The organism is Paenibacillus sp. W4I10 (genome assembly GCF_030816325.1).
In the GTDB taxonomy this organism is placed as follows: domain Bacteria; phylum Bacillota; class Bacilli; order Paenibacillales; family Paenibacillaceae; genus Paenibacillus; species Paenibacillus amylolyticus_B.
This window is the reverse complement of sequence record NZ_JAUSXX010000001.1, coordinates 3,841,225-3,866,105: the sequence shown is the minus strand read 5'-3', so window position 1 is coordinate 3,866,105 and position 24,881 is coordinate 3,841,225. Positions and strand designations below refer to the sequence as shown.

Sequence of the window (24,881 nt, the reverse complement as noted above, 5' to 3'; positions counted from 1 at the left end):
GTGCCAGGAAATGAAACATAAAAAAGGATTGGCTGCAACGCTTGCACTCTGCGTTTCTTTGACAGCAGGAGGTGCATCGGTATTTGCTTTTACAGATGTGAAGGATGAAGGTCAGAAGTCGGTTGTGGATTCATTGAAATCAAAAGGCATTGTTAACGGAGTAACAGCGGATCTGTTCCGTCCAGATCTTGCATTGTCCGAGCCTCAGGGTGTTCAACTGATTGTGAACGCATTTGGTCTAAAAAATGAATTTGCGGAAGCATCCGCTCAGAATAAAATCAGTCCGGATACGTGGTATGCCGATGCGGTGCAGGCCGCTACTCAGAATGGACTGTCCATTCCGGTTGAAGTGAACCCACAGGGCAAGATGACGCGTGAACTGTTTGTCATTTTGCTACATGAAGGGATTAACACAACCGGGAATTATCCGGTCGTCATGAAGTATAATCTTGTTAAGGACGAAAATAAAATCGGTAAGGACGCCATATCTGCAGTCCAGAACCTGCTGAACATGAACATCATTGAACTGGATAAGGACGGGAATTTCCGTCCAGATCAGTCGCTTACCCGTATGGAGGCTGCAAGCATGATCTTTAATGCACTCGAATTTGTGGATAAACACGGCAATGGCGGCTCAGCAGAGCCAACTCCAACCAATCCAGGTGAAGGCCAACAAGCGATTGTACCTGAAGTAACAACGACCAAGGTTGATGACAAAACAACCAAAGTTAAACTCAGTGCTGAAATGCCACACCCTGGTTATGGATTGAAGATTGATGATGTGAAATTGGAGAAGGATGGACGCGCCATCGTGCTCTATTCCATTATTCAACCTGATCCAGACATGATGTATCCGATGGTTATCACAAATGTGACTGCAGAAACGGATATCCCAACAGGCTATACAGCAGAAGCTCAACCTTCTGGTAAGTAAATTCACTGCAAACCCTACAACTGAACATGGTTAAAACGGATGTGTATCTTCAAAACGACTCTTCATACATGTATGGAGAGTCGTTTTTTATTTGAGTTGAAACTGTACACAGGTTTTCATAAGATCATTTATATTACATTGAATGTAAATAATCCTGTCGTTTCTTTTATAAAGAAATGGATATCTGCTTAGGATGTAAAGCCAGTTCGTGTTAGCGGAATGGCTTTTTTTAATGGTCTTTTCCGAAATATCTACTGTTTTCAGATTCCACACCTTGTGCAAAATCTACATATATGATTCCATATTTCCAGTGTTTATAAGCGTTTATGTATCCTAAAGCCAAAGATAAAAACAACATATATACGAAAGAGGGAGGAGAAATATAGAATAAAGGCAAGCCATTATAGGTTTGTAATGTGCGAAAGATATATGACAGATAATATTACATTAAAGTATGATGGCTGTAGACATCAATACCGTGTCCCATGCGTATATGTGGGTTTTGACTTTAAGGTCTGTTTTCTAACCTAAGTTCGGATCTGACATCTTTCAAGTTCATGTGATGAAACTCTCAATGACAACTACAGGAGGGAAAAAGGTCAAATTCTACATGTTTTACAACCCCGAAATGACAATGACAAGCTGGCAACAAAAGTGTAAACCCCCGTTGTAACAGTATATTCCGTGATTTTAGAAGTGAAGATTGAAATGGCATATTTACGAATTAGGCAATGAACCATAAACTCGGTATGTAAGCGTTACCAAAAAAGGAGGAAACAACTGATGCAACCAGATGGGAAGTCCGCCTTATCGCAAAACTTATCGGTATACACCAATCCGAGCAGTAAGAAAAATAAATTATGGAGAAGGACGATTCGGAACTGGGAGTTGTATCTGTTTATTGCACCAGCCTTTCTATATTTTCTGATATTCCATTATGGTCCGATGTACGGCATACAAATTGCATTTAAAAACTTTATCCCAACGCTTGGTGTCACAGGAAGCCCATGGGTCGGATTTGATCATTTCATCCGTTTCTTCAATTCGTATTATTTCTGGGATTTATTATGGAACACCCTTAGCATCAGCTTGTATGAGCTGGCTATAGGTTTTCCACTGCCGATTATTCTTGCGTTAGCGTTCAATGAAGTGAAGGATTCCTTCTTCAAGCGTACTGTGCAGACCGTCACGTATGCACCGCATTTCATTTCGGTCGTTGTGATGTCGGGGATGATCATTACCTTTTTATCACCCTCGTCAGGCATGATTGTCAATTTGGTACAGGCTCTTGGATTCCAGGCACCTCAATTCCTGACGGACCCTGCGTGGTTCAAGACAGTGTATGTACTGTCGGGAGTCTGGCAAAGTGCAGGCTGGGGCACCATTATATATCTTGCCGCTCTATCGGGTGTGGACCCGCAACTGCATGAAGCGGCTGTGGTGGATGGTGCGAGCCGGTTTAAACGGATTTTGCATATTAACATTCCAGCGATCATCCCTACGATCACCATCTTGTTAATTCTGAATATGGGCAGTATTCTGGGCGTCGGATTTGAGAAAATCCTGCTGCTGCAAAATCCGCTGAACATGGGCTCGTCCGATGTCATCTCAACATTTGTCTATCGGTCCGGTCTGGTCGATGCACAGTACAGTTTCTCTACGGCGGTGGGATTGTTCAACTCTGTAGTTAATGCGATTCTGCTTATTGCCGTGAATCAGATTGCACGCCGTACCAGTGAAAACAGCCTATGGTAAAAGGAGGGAATACACATGTCATCCGCTGTGAAAGAAAGCAGAAGTGATAAATTGTTCTTATTGTGCAATTACATCTATCTGACGGTAGCGCTCGTCATTGTGCTGTATCCGCTGTTATACATCATTAGTGCTTCAATCAGTGATCCCAAATATGTAGCCTCCGGTGAGATGTGGTTACTACCAAAAGGGATTACGTTTGAAGGTTACGCCCGGGTGTTTGAGAACACCAACATCTGGATTGGGTACAAAAATACGATTATCTATACCGTTGTAGGCACCATCGTTAACCTGATTGTTACACTACCGGCAGCCTATGCGCTCAGCCGCTCGGACTTTGTGGGACGCGGATTCTTCATGGCAATGTTTATGGTAACGATGTTCTTCGGCGGAGGGCTTGTCCCAAGTTACCTGCTGGTCAAGGATCTTGGTATGGTGAACAGCATGTGGGCACTTATTCTGCCCGGGGCTGCATCCATCTGGAATATTATCGTATGCCGGACGTTCTTCCAATCGACCATTCCCAAGGAGTTACAGGAAGCGGCGCATATTGATGGGTGTACCAACACCCGGTTGTTCATCAAGATTGTGCTCCCGCTTTCCATGCCAATCATTGCAGTGATGGCGCTCTTCTATGGAGTCGGACACTGGAACAGCTATTTTAGTGCCATGATCTATCTGAATGATTCCTCCAAGTACCCGCTGCAGCTCTTTCTGCGCCAAATTCTGGTGCTTCAGGAAATGGCTGCTCAAGGGGGAGGAGCGATTGATACCTCTTCAGCAACGGCGATGAATACCAAAGCGGAGATTGCTGCGCTGGTCAAATATGCTGTCATTATTGTTGCCACCCTACCAGTCATTGCAGTGTATCCATTCCTCCAGCGTTACTTTGTACAGGGTGTTATGATCGGTTCCGTTAAGGGATGATCTTAATCCATATACCACATTAAACAAGGGGAGTTGTTGTTATGAAAAAGCTTCGCAAGGCTTCATCCATTACACTCTGTCTCACCTTATTCGCAACATTGCTTGCAGCTTGTGGTTCAACCAATGAAGACGGAAGCACGACCTCCAAAGTAGAGGGGGTCAAAAAAGAAGGTTTCCCCATTGTAGACAAAACGCTAACGTTAAAGGTCATGTCCCAGGATGCGGGCGTAGCCGATTGGAGCACGATGCCTGTGCTGCAAGAAATGGAGAAACTGTCGGGCATCAAGCTGGAGTACCAGCTCTCACCAATCGACAGCTTTGAAACGAAGAAAAATCTGGTTTTTGCGAGCGGAGACTTGCCCGATATGTTCTATGCTGCGGACCTCAAGCCAGCCGAGCAGGTGACATATGGCAGCCAGGGCATCCTGATTCCGTTGGAAAAATACATTGACGAAGGTTACGCCCCAAATATCAAAAAGATTCTCGATGAGAACCCGGATGTCCGCAAATCATTTACAACACCTGATGGACATATGTATGCACTCCCATTCATTGATAAAGCCGCCGTGTGGTATAGAGGCCCAATGTGGTACAACGGGGAATTCTTGAAGGTACTTAACGTTGAAGAGCCTAAGACCACGGAAGAATTGTATACGTATCTCAAGCGTGTAAAAGAAGAAGATCCTAATGGCAATGGCCAGCAAGATGAAATTCCGCTGACTTCTGTAAAACTGGATGATCTTCGCATGTTTTTCTTCGGCTTCTGGGGAATGTACAACGAAGGCATCTATTCTGATAAGGACGGAAAAGTTCACTACCCTTATCAAGAAGAAGGTTATAAAGGGTATCTGACATTCATGAATCGCTTGTGGAAGGAAGATTTGCTGGATCATGAGACCTTCTCTCAAACAGGCGATCAGAAAAAAGCAAAAGGTGAAAGCAACAAACTTGCACTGTTCAACGATTACCATCCATACTTCACGCTCGGCGGTGAACCGAGCACGGATCATCCGCTGATGACACCAGTGAAGAGCGAAGTGGCAGACTCCCCGGTATACGGCAAACACCCGGGTATGTCGGCTCGCGGTACCTTTGCTATTACGAGCAGTAACCCGTCACCTGAGGCGACGATGCGATGGATCGATTACTTGTACAGCTATGAAGGTGCGACTCTGTTCAATCAAGGTCCGGAAGGTGTGTTATGGCAATTCAAAGACAAGGAAAATCACGTAAAAGAGTGGCTCCCCGTTCCTGGGGGTGGGGATCGTGAGGAATACCGCGGTAAAATCACTCCGAACTTTGGTATCTTGACACCGGGCATTAATGATCCCGAAGTAGCGAAGGGTCTTCGCACCGAATTTGATGAGTGGATTGACCAGCAGAATCAAGAGAAGTTGGTACCTATCGGAAAAGCACCATTTCCTAACGTTTATTTGACGAATGAAGAGCAAAGCGAAGCAACCGCTCTATTGTCTGACCTGGATACGTACGTTAAACAGATGGAAGCGAAGTTTGTGACCGGCCAGGAACCACTTGAGAACTGGGATAAGTACATTGCACAGATGAAGAAAATGGGCAGTGACCGTATCATCGAACTGTATCAGGGGGCATATGACCGCTGGAATTCGGGGCAATAAAGCCTATCGAGGTACATCCCATGCAGAAAGACAGCAGTTAGCTTCAATAATGTTAGCTGCATTAAATTTTTCGCATATAAGAATTCTCGGGGGAGGTGGACCGTTATGCAGAAATGGTTTGAAGAAGCCAAACTGGGGATATTCATCCACTATGGCATCTATGCGGTGGACGGGGTTGCGGAATCCTGGTCCTTCTATAATGGCAGGATATCCTATGAAGAATATATGAAACAGTTGGATGGTTTTACGGCATCGGAATTTAATGCGGAAAAGTGGGCGGACTTGATTGAGAAGTCTGGTGCTCGGTATGCCGTATTGACAACGAAGCATCATGATGGCGTTGCATTATGGGATACGCAATATAGCGATCTCAATGTTGTCAAACAGACACCAGTGAATCGTGACATTGTGAAGGAATATGCGGAAGCGATTCGGGAAAAGGGCATTCATCTGGGGATGTATTTCTCGCTGATTGATTGGTCACACCCGGATTATCCTAGCGTCTATGAAGGTGGGAAAGTACCGGAGGATCTCAGCAGTGTCAATCGGCATTCAAGCCCTGTGGATGGTGTTGAGGATCAGGAGAAATGGAAGAAATTCCTTGAATTCAATAACCACCAGCTGCGGGAGATCATGACGAATTACGGTAAGGTGGATCTGCTGTGGTTCGATGGCGATTGGGAACGGAGTGCCGAGCAGTGGAATCTGCCGGAGTTCAAGCGTTACCTGCAATCTTTTAACCCGGATGTCATCATCAACTCCCGCCTTCAAGGTTATGGAGATTATAAAACGCCAGAGCAAGGCATCCCGATTACAAGACCGGAGGGACCATGGGAGTTCTGCACCACGATCAACACATCATGGGGCTATGTGCCAACAGACCATAAATACAAATCGTTAAATCAGATCATTCGGATGTTCTGTGATTGTATTTCGATGGGGGGCAATATGCTGCTGGATATTGGTCCGCGAGAAGATGGCACCATCGATAAGAGGCAGGAGGATATTCTGCTTGGACTGGGAGCTTGGATCCGAACCCATGAGGAGGCTGTTTTCGGAACGGGTGAAGGCATTATGACCCGCTATTATCTGGGAGGAAGCACTGTATCCGAGGATAGAAAAACGTTATATCTGTTTGTGTATGACGAGCCGAAAGAGAATGTGTGCATCAAAGGTCTATGCAATCCGATCAAGAAAATTACCGTGCTGCATTCGGGCCAAGAGCTTACTCATGAAATCCATGGAGGTGTGCCTTGGTTCAATATCCCGGGGACAACGTGGATCAAGATGGCCCCGGAGGACACGCATGAACAGGTGACCGTTCTTAAGCTCGAATTCGATGAGGAGCTGGAAATGTACGGCGGCTCAGGCGCCGTTGTCACCCATAACTAACCATTACGGGGAGGGGATGTGCCGATAGATGCATGCCCTCCCTTATGAATTGGAGAGAGCGAAATGAACCAAAGTGGAGTGCCGGAGCCGAAGATTGAGTATGCTCCCAAACATTATATATGCAAGCGTGCAAAGGAGCCGCTGGCGCTGGATGGTCGTGTGGATAAGGCATTCTGGGATGCAGCCGATTGGACGGATGATTTCGTTGATATCGAAGGCGATCTTCGTCCGAAGCCCGGGAAACAGACGCGGGTAAAAATGCTGTGGGATGACGATTATTTCTACTTTGCTGCCGAACTGATTGAAGATCAGATCTGGGCAACGTTGACCGAGCGGGATTCTGTTATTTTCTATGACAATGACTTTGAGATTTTTATCGATCCCGATGGGGATTCCCATCAATATTATGAGTTCGAGATCAACGCGCTCAATACGGTATGGGATCTCTTATTGGTAAAGCCATATCGGGATGGTGGACCTCCGGTTAACGGTTGGGATATCAGCGGTCTCAAGACCGCCGTATATATCGATGGAGAGCTGAACAGACCTGGCGCCGATAACCGGAAATGGAGCGTGGAAGTCGCGATTCCCTGGACCAGTCTTAAGGAATGCGCCGAAGGTAACCGTCCGCCTGCACCAGGTGAGTTCTGGCGTGTCAACTTCTCGCGTGTGGAGTGGCAGACCGAGGTACAGGACGGTGAATACCGCAAGGTGCTGAATCCAGATACGGGCAACCCTTATCCGGAGGACAACTGGGTGTGGTCACCTATGGGTATTATCAACATGCATTACCCGGAGTTATGGGGTTATGTTGTATTCTCGGATGACGAAACGGATCAGTCGTTTGAGTTGCCGGAAGACGAACGAATCAAATGGGAGCTTCGCAGGCTCTACTACCGTGAACGCAATTATTATGAAACCCATGGTGAATTTACACAGGATGTGAAGCTGCTTATGGGTGAGGAATCGTGGAGCTGTGAGCCTGTTATTGAAACGACTCGCAGCCTGTTCCAGATTACTGCGCCGTCTTCGGACGGAACGGCCTTGATCTGTATTCGGGAAGACGGAAAGCTGTGGAAGGAGTGATAACGCAATGACCAGCCAAACCTTGGTATTTTCCCTTGATGCACAGTCATTGGAGAGAATCGAGCAGAAGTTCCAGGAGAAGGTACGTTTTGCAGAGGCCCGCAAATCGGAATTGTTTCATGTTTTTCAGCAGGAGCTAACGCATGAAGAGGCATGGGCGTTGAAGTGTGTCTATGCCTATATGCCGGTAAACGACATGGCTGATTATAACGGGGACTTGTTCTTGAGCCATGTGCGCCGGGCTTTGGACACTCGCAAACGTGTGCCTTGGGGAGAACGCGTTCCTGATCATTTGTTCCTTCATTTTGTACTGCCTTATCGCATAAATACGGAAAATATTGAAGATTTCCGCGGTTTGATCTATGACGAATTAGCCGAGCGGACAGCGAAGTTATCCATGGCTGATGCCATTCTGGAGACCAATTACTGGTGTCATGAGAAAGCGACCTATATTGGCAGTGATCTGCGCACGATATCACCGCTGACGATGATCCGGAATGCTCGTGGTCGATGCGGCGAAGAATCCACGCTGGCGGTGGCCGCTCTTCGCAGCATCGGTATACCTGCCCGTCAGGTCTATACACCGCGCTGGGCTCACTGTGACAGTAACCATGCTTGGGTAGAAGCCTGGGCAGATGGTCAATGGTATTACATCGGGGCATGTGAGCCTGAAGCCCGTCTGAACCAGGGGTGGTTCAGCCCGCCAGCCCGCAGGGCCATGCTGATTAATACGAGGATCTATGCCGACTATCCCGGACCAGAGGATATTACGCTCTCGGAAAAGGGATTTACGGAAATTAATTTGCTTGAGAACTATGCGCCCATACGCAACATCTATGTGAAGGTGAAAAATGAACAGGGAGAGCCCGTACCCGGCGCGAGTGTTCGTTTTGAGTTGTACAATACGGCTGAATTCTATCCGATTGCCGAAATTAGCACGGATGCACAAGGGGAAGCGACCTTTAAGACTGGCTGTGGTGACCTTTTGATTCGTGCGGTCAGCGGCGGCAAGTGGAGTGAGATCCTATTTAAGGCTCAGGAAAACAAGGTTATAGAGCTTGTGCTGAACTCATCAGAGCAGCCTACAGGGATTGCAGATTTCGATATGGTTCCTCCTCCGGAAAGGGAGGGAGAGGTCGTGGTTGCATTACCGGAAGAGAAGATTGAGATTCATAATCGTCGTCTGGAGGAAGGATCGCAGACCCGGAGCGAGTATGAGGACACGTTCCTGAGTGAGGAGGAAGCTGTCTCGCTGGCTAAAAAGGTTGGACTGCCCTCGGTACGTGTGTGGGATGTTCTCCGCAAGGCACGGGGGAACAGCCAGGAAATTGCAGCTTTCCTAGAGGCACGTTCCAATCCATACGGTGAGTGGCCGCTCCGGTTGCTGGAGTCGATGAATGAAAAAGATTTAATTGATACTTTTCGCCAGACGCTGGATGATCATCTGATCGGTGCGCTCTCGCAGCAAGGATCTTGGGCGGAAGATACATTTGTGAGATACATCCTGTGTCCGCGGATTTCCTATGAGATGCTGGTCCCTTATCGAGGTGTATTCCACAATGCCTTTTCGGCAGATGAGGCGGCAGCGTTCAGGGAGAATCCCTCGACACTTGCCCGAATGCTGGAACAGCAATATGAATACTATGAAGATCTTCCTAATCTAAAAGGCAAAGGGAATCCAATAGGGACGTTTAGTCTAATGAAGGGAGACTCTCAGTCGCTGGATATTTTGTTTGTGGCTGTATGTCGCAGTTTGGGTATTCCGGCCCGATTACATCCCAGCGCACAGAAACCACAGTATCTAAGTGACAAAGGCTGGGAGGATGCAGTGTTTAGTCTCACCTCACCTCAAACTCAGAAGAGCACAAGTTGGGGAATGCTCCATCTTCATAGGGATATAAAGGTTCCGCAGGATACACCTGAAGCATCTTATTTCGAAAATTTCTCGTTTGCCCTTCTGGAGGATGGCGTCTACAAGACGTTGATTTATCCTTATGGCAGTACGGATGTCTATAGTGAGCCATATGAGGTTGAGGCAGGAGCTTATCGCTTAACGACAGGCGTTAGGCTGAAAGATGGAACGGCAAAAGTACGATTCGTTTACTTTACCGTGAGCGCTGGAGATACCACTGAGGTTGTCTTGTCTTATCGCGAGACTGAGGTTGATATTCCTGTACTGGGTAAACTGGCACCAGGAAGTATACTGACCCGTCTGGATGGTTCAGAGGTAGAACTGGAGGAACTTCTGGGATCGGAGGGTGCCATTGCTGCCTGGATTGAACCGGAGCGGGAACCGACCAAACATCTGATTCGTGAACTGTGCGAGCTGGCAGAGCCGCTGGATAAGCTGGGTATACCAATCGTACTCATGATCGGAGATATGGAATGGAACGCTTCTTTTGACCCTGTTGGTTATCCAAAGCTGCCTGTACGTACGGTTTTTGTACGAGATTCCAGTTATGCTTCCTTGTCAGGCTTCAATTCGAAGCCTGCGGCTTATGAAGCGGGTTATCCACATCTGTTTGTACTGGATACTCTGCATCAAGTTCGTTATTCGGCTTCCGGGTACAAGATTGGTACCGGGAAGGAAGCCTTGCAGATTGCTGCTGCGATATCTCAATCATCGATTGGATCGGAGTGAAGAGAGTGATGAAATATATTGCTGCGGGTTATGCCGTTGATTCAGTTCTTCCTGACATGACACATGAGGATCTGTCGAAGTTAACACATCTGAACATAGCCTTCGGACATGTCAAGAATGATGCAATCACTACCGAGCATTTAAAAAATGGCCATGTGATCCAGAACATCAAGCGGGAGCATCCAAATCTTACAGTGCTGTTGTCTGTAGGTGGATGGAGCGCTGGCGGTTTTTCCGAAGCCGCCTCAACCCAGGCGGGGAGGGACAGCATGGCTGCATCGGCGTTTAGGGCGCTGGAGGAATATCCTTTTGACGGGATCGATCTGGACTGGGAATATCCTTGTTACGGTGAAGCTGGTATCGCATCCAGCCCAGATGATAAACGGAATTTCACCTTACTTCTCAAGACAATGCGGAAGGCACTGAGTGCCAAGGGAGAAGAGGATGGCCGTCATTATCTGCTCACCATTGCAGCAGGGGCTGATCAATACTACGTTGATGGTACAGAGATGGCCGAGGTGCAGCAGTATCTGGACTACGTGCAGTTGATGACCTATGATATGCGCGGCGGTTTTCAGGTTCTGACCGGACACCATACGAATCTGTACACGCCAACAGGAGATCTGTTTCGAATTAGTACGGATGCTTCCGTGGCCCTGTTTGTTCGCGCTGGTGTCCCGAAGGAGAAGATTGTGATCGGAGCTGCGTTCTATTCCCGGATCTGGAATGAGGTTCCTGACCGAAACCACGGGCTCCATCAAATGGCTGGTAGCACAGGCGGCTACGGTCCGTCATTTGCCGAGCTGGAAGCGAAGTACATTAACAAGAATGGTTACACTCGTTATTGGGATGAAGAAGCCTGTGCACCGTTTCTGTTTAATGGGTCCAGCCTCATATCTTATGATGATGAAGAATCGATCCAATGCAAATGTGATTACGTAAAGGATCAGGGTCTGGCCGGGATCATGTTCTGGGAGTACGGCTGTGATCCGACTCACCGTTTGCTGGGTGCAGTACATCAAGGGCTGAAGGTTCTTCCGGCTGGGAAAATCGGATAAGGCCACCGGCCGCGACGAATCAGATTATTCCTTCGGACTAAAAACATACGAAGGGGCCGTCCTATACGTCATGAGCATGACGTATAGGACGGCCCTTGTTTGCGTTATTTTGGTCTAATGAATCAGGCACTGTTATTCGCTCTCATATACATTGTTTACTGTTCTGAGATGTAACCATCACAGAGACGATATCTCCCTTTATCCAATACATTCCTCATCATCATCATCAGGGGAATCGGCGGAGCCGTTGGGACGGTGCATTTTACGGTATTGCCCTGGGGTATAACCCGTCTCTTTTTTGAATTTGCGGATGAAGTTTGGTGTATCCAGGTAACCGACACGCGTGATGATATCTTTTAACGGATCGGTAGTATGCAGCAGTAGTCGAATGACCTCATCCATCCGTTTCTGCCAGATATATTGGGTAAAGTTCATGCCGATCTTTTCTTTGAAAGAACGACTGAAATAGGATGAAGAGATCGTAAATTTCGATGAAATCGTACCTAAACTGAGATCATAATCAGAGAAATTGGCATCGATATACGCAACGATTTCATCCATAAGAGAGCTTTCTTCCGTCTCACTTTTCGCCTCGACATGGGCGCAGATTTCGGCGGCGAGGCCTGTCAGTTTTTTCTCCAAATCCTCCAACGAGTCGTAGGAAGTGATTCTTGGAAGTTGATCAACCACATGATGGATTCCAAGCTCCGAGGCGGTTTTGAGCATTGTATTCAGAATATCAAAGCAGATGCAACGCAGCAGCGGTACAGACGGCATTTCGGATTTCAGGGTATTCAACGCAGTTGACACCATCTGAACCGCCACATCATAGCTGCCTTGTTTTAAGCTCTGAACCAGCTTTAATAACACATCCTTAGGGACCCAGAAGGAAGAATCCTGTGCATCGGAACCGGAAAGGTTGTTAAAGTATGTACTGCTGCCCTGTCCATGCAGCATCGATGCTTCCAGAGCGGTCGAGGCCTCAATGTAGGATTGATTCAGCTGTTTCGGATAAGTGTACCGATTGCCTATCCCGATCGCGGGCGCGACCCCGGTGTGTTCAATCACCATCCATTGCAGTTTTTCAACGATAGGCTCCATAAGGGTATTCAGGCTACCTTCATGCCCAATTTCGGCATCGAATCCCACGATAAGGGCCAATTGGTCTGCCTGTGGCAGCTCTACGCCGTAAGCATAAGCAGACAACTCAGGCAGCTCCACATCGTTCATCAGCTGCATGACAGTAGGTTGCTCGGGGTTATCACCGATAGGAAAAGCATGCATTTCCCAGCCCATGATCATGACAAAATAATGGGATCGGTTAAAGCGTATGCCAAGCTTATCCGTAAACTCAGAGGGAAAATCTCCGGTGTGACCGTGCTTCAGCAACATGAGCAAAATATGATTGCGAGCATAGGGCTCCTGAAGATCTACGCGCTGACTATAATCATGCAGTGTTTTCTTAATCCATTCCAGCTCGTTGGTGGTGGAGGATGGATCAGGATCATTCTTCAACCGAATGAACTCCATTAAGTCTGAAATCGGATGGTACTGTCTTCGGGCCAACATAATGGCGAGGAACGTGCCCATCACCACCATGAAGGAGAAAACAAGAACAACAAAGGTGCGAATATGAACGATTCGGCTAAAAAATTGGTTGCTGGGCATAGCGGTTACATAAGTCCAACCCGCATCCGATTTAACGGATACAACCGAATGTGGTTCTTGATTTAAGGAGATGCTGTGCGTTCCGGGTTCAAGAGCAAACAGAGCGTTAACTTCCTGTTCGGATATGATTTCTCCCTTGTAATTGGCTGCCAGTACTTGCCCGAAATTATCGAAAATATAAGTCATCCCGTGATAGTCGCTGAGGATGGAATCAATTAGGCCCGTCAGATTGGACTCGTGAATCAGGTACATGACGGTTCCATGGGCGGGCGTATTGTTAGGTGCAATCGGTACAAGGTAGGCCAGCATGGAATTGGGTATTCTGGTTCCTTGGACGACCTGCTCCGCTGGACGTATCGTGGGGGACTGTACGCTATTCAAATCCCGGATCATGTCTGTTTTGTTCCACGTAGTAAATTTGTAGCGACCAGTGAATACATCCAGGTTCTCAGAGCCTTGAGAAGAATAGATGTTATCATCTCCACGGAAGAACAGGAATAACTCATCGATAATGGAACTGGTGGCTTTGTATTTGACCAATGCGCCGATTGATTCCCGACTATAGTACGGATGGTGGGTCCAATACCGCGTTAACTGCTCATCGTAGGCGATGCGAAAAGCGATGTCTTGGAGTTCCTTCATGCGATCATCAATGACCGTTTTGGCTTGAGTGAGCTGATTGACATTGGTCTGTTCAATCTCTGAACGGAGCGTGTCCACAGCGTTGTGATAAATAATGATGGTTAAAATAACAAGAGGGATAAGGAAAATGGAGATATAGGATAGTGTGTACTTAAACAGAAGCTTGGACTTGAAGTGATTCCATTTCATATCTGCAACCTCCCGTTTTTCTTTCGTGCTGCAGCGATAGCGCTCTCATATGGGCAGTGAAGGTATTGCCAAGATGGTAGCTGCTGGGGTGTTCCTTCTGAAAATACTAGGAGAACTTCTCTAATAAAGCAATGGTTCTTTTATAAATTCCAGTGCAATCCGTAAGAAAGATATAGTTATAGCAAAATCCCCTCAAAGTTCACTCATTTCCTTATGCTACCACACAAGGCTTTTCAAAGAGTATCTACTTTAAGGGGATAATTTTAGCTGATCATATATTATATTTTCTATTACTGAATATAGGAGTTAAAACGATTATTCGTTCAGAGGTTCATAGTCAAACCAATCGTAACTTGCAGGTGTACACTCCTCCGATGGAGCATAGGCGTACATGGCTATCATCACACCAGTGAAACCACTCGCCACTTCGGTAGATAACAGATGTGTTTCTCCTGAACCCACTTCAATGGCATCGGATGAACCTTGCTGGTAGAGGAACGTGAAGTGATTACGGTCAGCCTTGATTTGTAATACAACCGGCCCCTTGTCACAGTCAAGCACCTGTTCGGTTCGCATAGAGCCGACGGTTCGTCGCAATACGATTTTCTTCTGACCGTCAATCCGAGTTACAGCCAAATCATAATGATATTTATGATTCATAAATACCGTTAATCCAGCTTCCTCACCGCTCGCATTTGGCTCATAATACAGCTCGGTGGCCGTATTGCATAAGAAATGGCTTAATCGACGCCCGACAAAGGCAGGATTTTGTCCATCATCGAGTGAAACCGAATGACCACGAAGGATGAGCTGCCCGGGATTTTCAGTGAGCGTCCAACTACCCGGAGCCGGATTACGTAAGAAAATCCAGTTCATGCCTAATGATGGTTCGTCAAAATCATCCCGAATAGCCTGAGGTGACCAAGGGTGCTCAGCCAACAAAGGCCCAGTCATCTCCTGCTCGATATGTCCGTCCACACCGATCACCGGCCAACCGGTATCCGTCCAAGTGACAGGTGCCAGGAACGTTTCGCGTCCCAGATGGTGCCGCATGGGGTAACCTGCTGGACGGATGCCAAGAGATACGGCCCACCAGCTTCCATCCTGGATCTGGACAAGGTCTGCATGACCGGTTGCATGAATGCTGGATTTCATGCTCCGATTGGACAGAATCGGATTATGAGGACACGGATCAAATGGTCCATATGGCTCTGTGCTCCGAGCAATGGTCTCCATATGACCATACTCGGTTCCACCTTCAGCGATCATCAGATAGTAGAGGCCGTTTATTTGATACATGTGGGGAGCTTCGGGTGCTGCTCCTCCGGTTCCAGTCCAGATCAATCGGCTATCGGTTAGTCTGGCTCCGGTCGTGATGTCTATCTCGCACTGATAGATGCCCTCGCCCTCATCGCCGTTAGAGGCCGTTTGAAAATACACATGTCCATCTTCATCGAAGAGAAAAGAGGGATCAATGCCGCCCTGATCAACAAAAATCGGAGCAGACCATGGTCCCTCGGGCTGGGCACTACGTACATAAAAATTTCCGCCGCCGCTGACATTGGTTGTTGTCATGTAGAACCAGCCATCATGGTACCGGAGTGTTGGGGCAAAAATACCGCCAGAGCTGCCTGCATTCGCTAGAGGGAGTTGCTCCGTTGTTGTGAGGACATGGCCGATCTGTCGCCAGTTCACAAGGTCTTTGCTGTGGAAGATGGGCACACCTGGGAAATATTCAAAGGTACTGGTTACCAGATAATAGTCTTCATCTACACGGCAGATACTTGGATCTGGATAAAACCCCGGAATCACCGGATTGGTATATTTCATCATGTTATGCTCCTATCATTTCGAGAGTTTAATATGGATCTGAACGAGAACGTATGAGATGTATCCTTGCTACAAGGGGAATTATATCGTCTTTAATCATTTCCAACCTTGATTTTTCGGTCCTCGAATAGCATGATATAGACATTCAACCCAACATGGTTTGCGGAGGGGAATGCTTTTGAGTAATGCATATTTGAGATGGTTTACTTCAGATCAAGAGTTTCCATTTTTCATTCAGTATGGTGGACACGACCAAGACATGGAACTTCATAATCATGTGGACTTTACGGAACTTGTCATTGTTCTGAGTGGTCATGCAACCCATGTAGTGAACACCGAGGAATTTTTTATTAAAAAAGGGAACGCATTTGTGATTAATGGCGACACCCATCATGCGTATAAAGACCCTCATGATTTTAGGATCTGTAACATTATGTTCAGTCCCGAGATGCTTGCTTCGGCTGGGCCCGATCTGAGAAAATCTAACGGCTTCCAGGCGCTGTTTGTTTTGGAACCGTTTTATCGTAATATTCACTCCTTTCCGAGTAAATTGGCGTTATCCATTTCCAGTCTGGAGTATGTAGAATCACTGATATCGTTCATGATTGAGGAGTATCAGAGTAAACAGCAAGGGTATCAGACGATGTTGATCTCACGTCTTACGGAGATGGTTGTTTATTTGTCGAGGCAATATGATACGCAGGAGAAAGGGATCGAAGGTAATAATCTGATGCATCTGGCCAATGCCATTTCATTTATCGAAGATCATTATCTGGAGCCACTGTCGCTAGAGGATATTGCGGGGAAGTCAAATATCTCTATAAGGCATCTGAACCGGATTTTTCGATCCTATTATCAGATGACCCCGATCTCTTATCTGCAAAAGTTGCGTCTGGAGAAGGCTTGTCATTTGTTGAAAAACGGGAATCTGTCCATCACGGAAATTTCGTATGAATGTGGATTTAACGACAGTAATTATTTCACCCGCCAGTTCAAGAAAGCTTTTGGCAAGTCTCCCAAAACATACAGGCAGACTCATTAATACCTGACCGAATATAAGACACCAAAACAGGGCCCCCTCATATGGAGGTCCTGTCTGCTGTCTCAGGGAAAATCTAATAGTCCAAAAGCCGTCCGTTGTCATGCCACTGACCGTACATTTTATTTTCCTTTGTGTTGGTTATGAACTTATCTAATCTGCTCTGGAATAATGCTGGCTGATTCTTAACACTTTGGATCGTATCGATCCGAACGTTTTGATACAGGGTAGGGAAGGCCATGAAATTTGCATAAACCTGATGGTCTTCTTTCAACCTTTGTTCGATCACACCATCAATTATGAAAGCATTTGGCTCCATAACAGGAAGAACCTCTCTACCCTCGTCATGCATGAAGCCCAACTTTTCAAGTCGACGGACACGTTCCTTGTTCAATTCAGTCCATGAGCTGCGTTTACTTCTAGGAGATAATCTCTGTGCTAATTGAGTCTCGGATATTTTCTTTTTGACTCCATCGATCCAGCCAAAGCACAGCGACTCCTCAACCACGTCCAAATACAGCAGGGTATTCGGCACGGGTTTTATGCTTATCATTACCCAGCAAGATTTCTCAACTTTTCCATGCGTCCGCAACCAATTTCTCAATTCATCCCTCGATGTCACGGGGATACAATGTACATTTTCCATCCGATTATCAACTATACTTGAGCCTGTTCCTGATACCAAAAGAGTGAATAGTCATTCATGATGGAGGCATGCCCCAATTGACGCAGCATGGTAGAAACATTGCCTCGATGATAGGTTCCGTGGTTAACCACATGGATTACGATATCCGATAAGCTGGTTTTGCGAATTCCTGCAAATGGATTATCGAGTAGAATGGTTTGCTCCAGATCAGCTTGGCCTCGTAACCACTCACTGTATTGTGCCGACAGGTCGGTAAAACATTGGACGTACTCATCCACAGAACCGTGAATTTCACTATTGAGTGGTATGCATGCTTGCAGTGCCTCGGGCATACCGGTGCCAGTTAACACCAGGTACCACATCTTATCCACTGTATAGATATGGCTGAGTGCGTGAGCAATGGTTGGATATGAACTGTTCACTTCCTGACTCAGTACAGAAGAGGGCAGTTCCTTGATTCTGCCCAGGATCGTTTGGTTGGCCCATGCGTGGTAGTTATACATTTGTTCCGAATGATTCATTGATGATCGTCTCCTTTAATTTGGCTATAGATTGGGTTAACTTACTGAGATGATTATAAAAAAAGAAGTATGACAACAGCGTGTCATACTTCTTCATAGAGCTTAAGTGCGTTTCGAAGTTGTTCTTTCAGAATGCCTCGTAATTCAATCGGTTCAAGCACCTCAGCGCCACTACCCAAACTAAGCAGAAACGACCATAACCACTTGGCTTGTAACGGTTGATGAACCTGGATACGCATCGTCATACTTCCATCCTCGTGAAATTGCTTATCTGCCTGTTGAAAATGATCCATGGCTTCCGCGAGCGCTTCCGGGTTCACCCGAAATACCACATTACTTACCTGATCTTGCCATGACGGATCTGACTCAACCGTCTCTTGGGGAAGCTCAAGGTGGGGTTGGAAGTGTTCCGATGTCAGCTGCACGTTCATCATCCGGGACAGTCGGAACTCGCGATAATCTTGCCGTGTCTGGCAAAATCCATATACATACCAATTACGATATTTAAAATGAAGTCTTACCGGTTCCAGATGGCGGGGTGTATGTTCATTCTTTGTATTGATGTAGTCAAAACGGACAACCTGATGATCCGTAATACCTTTACGCAGATGAGGAAGGGCGTCAGGTTCTGTTCGGCGAGTCTCCAGATCCACCGACAGACTTGAGGTTTGATGCTCCGGTCCAATCGTTTGCAGACGTTCAATCGTGCCTTGTGCACGTGCATCTTCGAATACTGTGGATAGACTGCTCAGGACCGTGATCAGGGAATCCACATCATAAGAACCGAGCAAGCTTTTATCCATCTTGTATCCGTCCATCATGCCGTAGCCGCCTTTGAGTCCCTGATGGGAGACGACCGGGAAGCCAGCGGCACAGATTACATCAATATCCCGATAGATCGTTCTTGGGGACACCTGAAACTCTTCCGCCAAGGTGGAAGCAGACAATACTTCGTGGTTCAGCAGTTTGTATATGATTGAGATTAATCGCTCCAATTTCAAAAGGTATCCCCGCCCGTTATTCCATTTTGTCATTACAGGCCATTATTATATCACGCCAGAGTAAACAACATGGAGGATTACAGAGGGTCTATAGAAGTCATAACAGCCCGTGTGTTTATTCCAACTTGGTTGAATTAAGTTCTTAGGCGAGATGAAAAAAAGAGTGCTGGATAGCACCCTTTTGAAGAAACATGATTGTTGTTGTATTGAACATTATGTTAGCAGATCGGTCGAACTTAATTAATATCGAGTGAATAGTCAGAGCCGGCTCTACTCTTCTTGCACGTTATAGAGAACCCGAGCGAGCAGATTCTGTCCATAGTTTCCGAAGTTTTTACCAAAGATCGTTAAACCCCGTTTGTTCAAAGGTTCGTCCGTAACCGCAATGCGGAAATGAATATCGCTTTTGTAATCCAGCCCAATCTGGTCCAACGTCACGTCCGAGATGCGGCATCCGTCGATATAGCTACCTTCCTGTGTAATCCGGATCAGCTTCAGCATGCCGTACTGATTCAAGTGCGGAGGCCACCATTCCGGGTTGAAGGTACCGCGTGTATTACCAAAATCCCCCGGACTTGTCCAGCAGCCAATCTCAATACCGTTAATGTAGAAATAAATATCCGAAGGGTAATTGTCACAAAAGCCAGGGGCCTCCGATCCCAGTTCCATCGACAACTGAATTTCGCTAAAGGACTGATTAGGTTTGAGATAGTTGGGAATCCGATACTCGAGATAACCTTCAGCCAGCCAGATCATCTCCGCATCAATTCGCAGTGGATCAGCAAAGTAACGCGGATCATCGAACTCTCCAACAATGCTGTCCCGGGTAGCGAGACCACATGTAGGTGCAGCCTGATAATCGCTGTAATGACCGACCTGAATTTCCACCTCATAACGATTGTTAATCTCCTGTGAACGCAGATCAACCATCAATTTCTCCTCATTGAGATAACATATCTTCTGAATTCCATGTTTGCCAACAGCGGTGTTGATCTCGATCAATCCGCTCTCTTCAAGCTTCTTGATATGCATTGTAATGGCGCCATTACTCAGTCCCAGCTTGGTTGCAAGATCATTGAGATTAAGACTTTGGTTCTTGGCCAGCAGCTCGATGATCTGAATCCTGATTTCCGAACTGAGCGCTTTGAAGATATTCACACCCGACATCAGATCTTTAATATAAATCATAGGTGGATTTCCTTTCCCCGTTCTGAACAAAGTCTTCGACACAGACATTTGCACATTTATATGTTTTATTTCAGATAATTATAAATCATTCCCTCATGGAAGGGAAGGGTGGAGAAATAGAAGCCAAAACCCTTGTATATAGCGCAAATACGAAAATATAATCTATATTTTGTTCACTATTCCGGTTAAAATAAGTGTTAATCAGTTCACATATATTTGAAATATACCATTGAAATGTAATGTAACCGCTTTTATAATCCTATTATACCTAAATTGATTCATTACTTCATGAACCTAATTAACCATTTGATCAGGAAAGGTGGAGTTTGGTTTGGAAAAGTTAAGCAATGTGAAGAGGTTTAAGTGGAAACGGTTGGCGTTACCGGCATTACTTGTGATGGTATTACTGCTGGCAGGTCAGTCAAAAGCTTTGGCGGCGTTCTGGAATCTGACCGGAGATACCGCTGTTCATGATCCGTCGATTATCAAAGAGGGCAGTTCCTGGTACACCTTTTCAACCGGCCCGGGCATTCAAGTATTGAAATCCGATAATGGATCGTCCTGGTATCGTGTTCCACAAATCTTCTTAAGTAAGCCATCCTGGTGGGCTTCTGCCGTTCCGGGACAAAGCGGATTGGATGTATGGGCACCGGACGTAGAGCAGTATAACGGAAAAGTATGGCTCTATTATTCGATCTCCACCTTTGGCTCCAATCGGTCTGCGATTGGTCTTGCGTCTGCGAACAGCATTGGAGCAGGGCAATGGAAGGACGAAGGATTGGTGCTTCAAACCACGACCGCCAATAACTATAATGCCATTGACCCGAATCTGGTCATTGATGCTTCAGGCAATCCATGGCTGGCCTTCGGTTCTTTCTGGAGCGGTCTGAAGATTGTCAAGCTGGACAAAAATACGATGAAACCGACGGGAAGTATAACTTCCATTGCTGCGCGCCCGAATAACGGAGGTGCTATTGAAGGACCAAGTATTGTATATCGGGGCGGCTACTATTACCTGTTTGCTTCCATCGATTCTTGCTGCCAAGGGGTGAACAGTACCTACAAAATGGTCTATGGACGTTCGACCAGTATAACAGGCCCTTATGTGGACAAAAACGGAGTTAATATGCTGAATGGTGGCGGAACGATATTGGATACAGGCAATGTGAAATGGAAAGGTCCAGGTGGTCAGGACGTGTACAACGGCAATGTCATCGCAAGACATGCCTATGATGCAGAGGATAATGGCAATCCAAAATTGCTGATTAATGACTTGTTGTGGGACGCTAATGGATGGCCGAAGTATTGATTTATTTTAGATAAATATAAAATGTTTTATAAAAGTGTTGACTAAAGTGATCTGGATTTGATAAATTAACAACAGAAATCCTATTTCATCCAATTGAATACGGTTACAAGTCCAGATCAGGAGGGGTTCAGATGGTAAAGAAAAAGAATTGGGTCACATTTATGCTTCTTATGCTGGTAAGTGCACTGGTACTTGCGGGCTGCGGAGGAGGAAGCGGCGGTGCAAGTGGGGACAAGGAGTTAACGTTTATGTTCCGCGGGGGCACAGATGAGCAGAAAGCATACCAGGCAGTGGTCAAGAAATTCGAAGAAGATCATCCGGGTGTGAAAGTCAAAATTATTGTAACGGCTGCGGATCAATATGCAACCAAGCTGAGAGCGGCAATTACAGGCAACAGCTTGCCTGACGTATTTTATTTTAACCCAGGCGATATTAAGGCCTATGTGAACAGCAATGTTCTCATGAATCTTACACCTTACATTGAAAAAAATGCGGATGTTGATTTGAATAACATCTGGAAATATGGAGTGGATCTATACCGTTATGATGGCAAGATGGCAGGACAGGGTGATCTCTACGGCATGCCGAAGGACCTCGGGCCATTTGCACTAGGCTACAACAAGACTTTGTTTGAAAAAGAAGGCATTCCACTCCCTGACAAGGATAAACCATATACATGGGAAGAGTTCATTAAGGTGAATCAGCAAGCGACCAAGGATACCAACGGGGACGGTAAACCGGATGTATTCGGTACAGGTTTTAACGTACAGTGGGCACTGCAATCCTTTGTATGGAGCAATGGCGGGGACTGGCTGGATGAGAGCAAAACGAAGGTGACCATTGATGATCCGAAATTCGCAGAAGCTCTGCAATTCTTCGCGGATATGCAGAACGTATACAACATTACACCTTCCATTGAGGAAGCGCAAACATTGGATACCTATCAACGCTGGATGAAAGGGGAAATGGCCTTCTTCCCTGTAGGTCCTTGGGATATGAGTACATTCGAGACTTTGCCTTTCGAGTATGATTTGTTACCTTTCCCTGCGGGATCGACTGGCAAGTCGGCTACGTGGATTGGTTCCCTGGGAATTGGGGTATCTGCGAAATCGAAACATCCGGAAGAAGCGGCAGCATTGGTGAACTACCTAACCGCTTCGAAAGAAAGTATGCAGCAACTGGTAGATGCCAAGGTACAGATTCCGAATCTGCTTGATATGGCAGACGAGTGGGCCAAAGATACATCCACGAAACCATCCAACAAGCAGGAATTCATTGATATCGTAGAGGATTACGGACGTTCTTTGCCAGGTAACTACACGTACAATGCGGAGTGGTATGACCTCTTCTTCACAGACATCCAGCCGGTATTAGATGGCAAGATTACAGCCGCTGATTATGTGAAGCAACAACAGCCAAAAATGCAGAAGCTGCTCGACAAAGCGGTTGAACAGGAACAGAAATCTCAGAAATAGTAGATAGGAAAGGGTGATGCCGGCAGCCTGCAATCATGCTGCTGGCATCATTCGTATTGGAACTTATTGGATTCCATACGGGCATGTGGCATTCGTTGATCGGCAAGGTTCAATCGAAGAATGCCACATGCTGATACTAGAAACAGGGGTGAACGCCGTGATTACGAAATCGAGTTTGTATCGCAAAGAGATGCTGTACGGATATCTGTTTATCTTACCTCCGATTCTTGGGTTGCTGATCTTTGTCATGTTCCCATTCCTCTACTCCCTCTATGGTTCCTTTACCGACTGGGATGGATTGGGACAGATGAACTTTATCGGATTGGCCAACTTCAAGGACTTGCTAACGGATGACTTATTTTACAAAGCGATGTTTAATACATTCTTCCTGATGCTCGGGATCCCGATTGGCCTTTTGCTGGCATTGTTGCTGGCTATGGGTTTGAATCGTAAAATTCCCGGGACTACGACCTTCCGTGTAATTTATTATATTCCGGTCATCTCCTCCCTGGCTGCGGTGTCCATCATGTGGAACTGGGCGTATAACGGGGATTACGGTCTGGTGAACCAGTTCCTCGGCCTGTTTGGCATTGAGGGTCCCAACTGGCTCGCGAACAAAGACACAGTCAAACCAGCACTGATTATTATGACGGTATGGAAAGGTTTGGGATACACCATGTTATTGTACTTGGCAGCGCTGCAAAGTGTATCACGTACATATTATGAGGCGGCTGAACTGGATGGAGCCAATGGGTTCCAGATTTTCCGCAATATCACCTGGCCAATGGTGAAGCCTGTTACCTTTTTCCTCGTCGTTACAAATATCATTGGCGGCTCCCAGATCTTTACCGAGATGAACATTATGACGCCTACAGGTGGTCCTGAATATTCATCGGCTTCGATTGTCTTCTATATTTGGCAGAAAGCCTTCAGTAACCTTCAAATGGGTTATGCGTCAGCCATGGCTATGATTCTTGGTATTTTCATTTTTGTCATTACCTTGGTGCAATTCAAAATGAACGAAAAATCAGCCTATGATGGGGATTAATTGTCAAGGGAAGGAGTGAATCGGAGATGTCTTACAGTCAAAAAAGGAATTTAACGAACACGATCATTTTTATCGTACTCGCGATCGGTGCTATTGCGATGGTTGCACCACTGATCTGGATGCTATCCACCTCATTGAAGGAGAAGCAGGATGTATTCGCGCTTCCACCAGTGTGGATACCTGAAGTGTTTCAATTTGGAAAGTATAAGGAAATATGGGAAGCAGGCCCTCTGCTAAGCGGGATCAAAAACAGCCTCATTGTTGCGGTGAGTGTAACGATCGTCGGTACGTTTACATCCAGTATCGCTGCGTTTGCTTTTGCCAAATTGAGGTTTCCACATAAAAACAAACTGTTTCTTGCTTTGCTTGCTTCCATGATGATTCCATATCCAACAGTCATGATTCCACAGTTCATGATGTTCTCAAAGCTTGGCTGGACAGATACATTATTGCCGCTTATTGTACCGGGGTTGTTCGGTAATGTGATTATGATCTTCTTCCTCCGGCAATATCTGCTTAGTGTGCCAGATGCCATTATTGAAGCAGCCAAAATTGATGGAAGTTCCTATTTCCGGCTCTATTCCAGTATTACATTCCCGTTAATTAAACCTGCCGTTGCTGCACAGTTAATTCTGTGGTTCATGGGGATCTGGAACGATTATCTTGCACCGATTATCTATCTGAATTCACCGGAGAAGCAGACGCTGCAGCTGGTCATTGCCAACTTCAATGCCACGTATGCAATCCAGACGGATTATCCACTTATTATGGCAGCGTCGATTGTGGCTCTGTTACCGGTATTAATCATCTTCCTGATCTTCCAGAAACAGATTATTGAATCGGTTGCCATTTCGGGAGTGAAGGGATGAACCAGCGGAAGAAATTCCGAGGATGGACA

General features: G+C 46.3%; 19 protein-coding genes. 13 read left to right on the top strand and 6 right to left on the bottom strand.

What is annotated here, in order from left to right; translation table 11 throughout:
• The first annotated feature begins 10 nt into the window (after window positions 1-10).
• The 8 genes from QF049_RS17495 to QF049_RS17460 all read left to right on the top strand — a co-directional run bounded on the left by QF049_RS17495 (window position 11) and on the right by QF049_RS17460 (window position 11,427).
• Window positions 11-934, top strand: a complete 924-nt coding sequence (locus QF049_RS17495) for an S-layer homology domain-containing protein (RefSeq protein WP_307539216.1) — start codon at window positions 11-13, stop codon at window positions 932-934.
• Window positions 935-1,717: 783 nt separating this feature from the next.
• Complete coding sequence (locus tag QF049_RS17490) at window positions 1,718-2,689, top strand: ABC transporter permease (protein WP_307539214.1); 972 nt, start codon at window positions 1,718-1,720, stop codon at window positions 2,687-2,689.
• 15 nt (window positions 2,690-2,704) lie between these two features.
• Entirely contained in the window at window positions 2,705-3,613 is a 909-nt protein-coding gene (locus QF049_RS17485; RefSeq protein WP_036668765.1) for a carbohydrate ABC transporter permease, read from the top strand.
• Window positions 3,614-3,654: 41 nt separating this feature from the next.
• Window positions 3,655-5,250: an extracellular solute-binding protein gene (locus QF049_RS17480; RefSeq protein ID WP_307539212.1), complete on the top strand. Its 1,596-nt coding sequence runs from the start codon at window positions 3,655-3,657 to the stop codon at window positions 5,248-5,250.
• 105 nt (window positions 5,251-5,355) lie between these two features.
• Window positions 5,356-6,642 carry an alpha-L-fucosidase gene (locus QF049_RS17475; RefSeq protein ID WP_307539210.1) on the top strand — a complete coding sequence of 429 codons (1,287 nt, stop codon included), beginning with the start codon at window positions 5,356-5,358 and terminating at the stop codon, window positions 6,640-6,642.
• Between the two features lie 63 nt (window positions 6,643-6,705).
• Window positions 6,706-7,728, top strand: a complete 1,023-nt coding sequence (locus tag QF049_RS17470; protein WP_307539208.1) for a carbohydrate-binding family 9-like protein — start codon at window positions 6,706-6,708, stop codon at window positions 7,726-7,728.
• Between the two features lie 7 nt (window positions 7,729-7,735).
• Window positions 7,736-10,369: a transglutaminase domain-containing protein gene (locus QF049_RS17465; protein ID WP_307539206.1), complete on the top strand. Its 2,634-nt coding sequence runs from the start codon at window positions 7,736-7,738 to the stop codon at window positions 10,367-10,369.
• A gap of 5 nt (window positions 10,370-10,374) precedes the next feature.
• The gene (locus QF049_RS17460; protein ID WP_307539204.1) at window positions 10,375-11,427 is read left to right on the top strand and encodes a glycoside hydrolase family 18 protein; all 1,053 of its coding nucleotides are present in this window, start codon (window positions 10,375-10,377) and stop codon (window positions 11,425-11,427) included.
• Between the two features lie 198 nt (window positions 11,428-11,625).
• On the opposite strand, the gene QF049_RS17455 is transcribed toward QF049_RS17460, so the two are convergent.
• Together QF049_RS17455 and QF049_RS17450 are read right to left on the bottom strand one after the other, a co-directional pair.
• Window positions 11,626-13,926 (bottom strand): helix-turn-helix domain-containing protein, encoded by a 2,301-nt coding sequence (locus tag QF049_RS17455; protein WP_307539202.1) that lies wholly within the window; start codon window positions 13,924-13,926, stop codon window positions 11,626-11,628.
• Between the two features lie 315 nt (window positions 13,927-14,241).
• The gene (locus QF049_RS17450; RefSeq protein WP_307543297.1) at window positions 14,242-15,756 is read right to left on the bottom strand and encodes a glycoside hydrolase family 43 protein; all 1,515 of its coding nucleotides are present in this window, start codon (window positions 15,754-15,756) and stop codon (window positions 14,242-14,244) included.
• A 178-nt stretch (window positions 15,757-15,934) separates the two neighbouring features.
• On the opposite strand from QF049_RS17450, the gene QF049_RS17445 reads away from it, so the two are divergent.
• Window positions 15,935-16,798: a helix-turn-helix domain-containing protein gene (locus tag QF049_RS17445; RefSeq protein WP_307539200.1), complete on the top strand. Its 864-nt coding sequence runs from the start codon at window positions 15,935-15,937 to the stop codon at window positions 16,796-16,798.
• Window positions 16,799-16,871: 73 nt separating this feature from the next.
• Here QF049_RS17445 and QF049_RS17440 read toward each other — a convergent pair whose 3' ends face one another.
• The 4 genes from QF049_RS17440 to QF049_RS17425 form a co-directional block, all read right to left on the bottom strand.
• Entirely contained in the window at window positions 16,872-17,441 is a 570-nt protein-coding gene (locus tag QF049_RS17440) for a YdeI/OmpD-associated family protein (RefSeq protein ID WP_150366315.1), read from the bottom strand.
• Between the two features lie 11 nt (window positions 17,442-17,452).
• The gene (locus tag QF049_RS17435) at window positions 17,453-17,962 is read right to left on the bottom strand and encodes a DinB family protein (RefSeq protein WP_307539197.1); all 510 of its coding nucleotides are present in this window, start codon (window positions 17,960-17,962) and stop codon (window positions 17,453-17,455) included.
• Window positions 17,963-18,045: 83 nt separating this feature from the next.
• Window positions 18,046-18,963 (bottom strand): helix-turn-helix transcriptional regulator, encoded by a 918-nt coding sequence (locus QF049_RS17430; RefSeq protein ID WP_307543295.1) that lies wholly within the window; start codon window positions 18,961-18,963, stop codon window positions 18,046-18,048.
• Between the two features lie 270 nt (window positions 18,964-19,233).
• On the bottom strand, window positions 19,234-20,151 hold the full coding sequence (locus QF049_RS17425; RefSeq protein ID WP_091033990.1) for an ArsR/SmtB family transcription factor: 918 nt from the start codon (window positions 20,149-20,151) through the stop codon (window positions 19,234-19,236).
• A 397-nt stretch (window positions 20,152-20,548) separates the two neighbouring features.
• Between QF049_RS17425 and abnA the strand changes: the two genes are divergently transcribed.
• From abnA to QF049_RS17405, 4 genes are all read left to right on the top strand, one after another.
• Window positions 20,549-21,460, top strand: a complete 912-nt coding sequence (gene abnA / locus QF049_RS17420) for an arabinan endo-1,5-alpha-L-arabinosidase AbnA (protein ID WP_206099161.1) — start codon at window positions 20,549-20,551, stop codon at window positions 21,458-21,460.
• Between the two features lie 131 nt (window positions 21,461-21,591).
• The gene (locus tag QF049_RS17415) at window positions 21,592-22,935 is read left to right on the top strand and encodes an ABC transporter substrate-binding protein (RefSeq protein ID WP_307539195.1); all 1,344 of its coding nucleotides are present in this window, start codon (window positions 21,592-21,594) and stop codon (window positions 22,933-22,935) included.
• Between the two features lie 157 nt (window positions 22,936-23,092).
• Complete coding sequence (locus QF049_RS17410) at window positions 23,093-23,983, top strand: carbohydrate ABC transporter permease (RefSeq protein ID WP_124117107.1); 891 nt, start codon at window positions 23,093-23,095, stop codon at window positions 23,981-23,983.
• A 26-nt stretch (window positions 23,984-24,009) separates the two neighbouring features.
• Entirely contained in the window at window positions 24,010-24,852 is an 843-nt protein-coding gene (locus QF049_RS17405; RefSeq protein ID WP_124117106.1) for a carbohydrate ABC transporter permease, read from the top strand.
• Window positions 24,853-24,881 lie beyond the last annotated feature (29 nt).

Bases quoted from the DNA above. Each gene is read 5' to 3' on its own strand.
- QF049_RS17495 (WP_307539216.1), top strand. From the start codon at position 11: ATGAAACATAAAAAAGGATTGGCTGCAACGCTTGCACTCTGCGTTTCT.
- QF049_RS17490 (WP_307539214.1), top strand. From the start codon at position 1,718: ATGCAACCAGATGGGAAGTCCGCCTTATCGCAAAACTTATCGGTATAC.
- QF049_RS17485 (WP_036668765.1), top strand. From the start codon at position 2,705: ATGTCATCCGCTGTGAAAGAAAGCAGAAGTGATAAATTGTTCTTATTG.
- QF049_RS17480 (WP_307539212.1), top strand. From the start codon at position 3,655: ATGAAAAAGCTTCGCAAGGCTTCATCCATTACACTCTGTCTCACCTTA.
- QF049_RS17475 (WP_307539210.1), top strand. From the start codon at position 5,356: ATGCAGAAATGGTTTGAAGAAGCCAAACTGGGGATATTCATCCACTAT.
- QF049_RS17470 (WP_307539208.1), top strand. From the start codon at position 6,706: ATGAACCAAAGTGGAGTGCCGGAGCCGAAGATTGAGTATGCTCCCAAA.
- QF049_RS17465 (WP_307539206.1), top strand. From the start codon at position 7,736: ATGACCAGCCAAACCTTGGTATTTTCCCTTGATGCACAGTCATTGGAG.
- QF049_RS17455 (WP_307539202.1), bottom strand. From the start codon at position 13,926: ATGAAATGGAATCACTTCAAGTCCAAGCTTCTGTTTAAGTACACACTA.
- QF049_RS17450 (WP_307543297.1), bottom strand. From the start codon at position 15,756: ATGAAATATACCAATCCGGTGATTCCGGGGTTTTATCCAGATCCAAGT.
- QF049_RS17440 (WP_150366315.1), bottom strand. From the start codon at position 17,441: ATGGAAAATGTACATTGTATCCCCGTGACATCGAGGGATGAATTGAGA.
- QF049_RS17435 (WP_307539197.1), bottom strand. From the start codon at position 17,962: ATGAATCATTCGGAACAAATGTATAACTACCACGCATGGGCCAACCAA.
- QF049_RS17425 (WP_091033990.1), bottom strand. From the start codon at position 20,151: ATGATTTATATTAAAGATCTGATGTCGGGTGTGAATATCTTCAAAGCG.
- abnA (WP_206099161.1), top strand. From the start codon at position 20,549: ATGGTATTACTGCTGGCAGGTCAGTCAAAAGCTTTGGCGGCGTTCTGG.
- QF049_RS17415 (WP_307539195.1), top strand. From the start codon at position 21,592: ATGGTAAAGAAAAAGAATTGGGTCACATTTATGCTTCTTATGCTGGTA.
- QF049_RS17405 (WP_124117106.1), top strand. From the start codon at position 24,010: ATGTCTTACAGTCAAAAAAGGAATTTAACGAACACGATCATTTTTATC.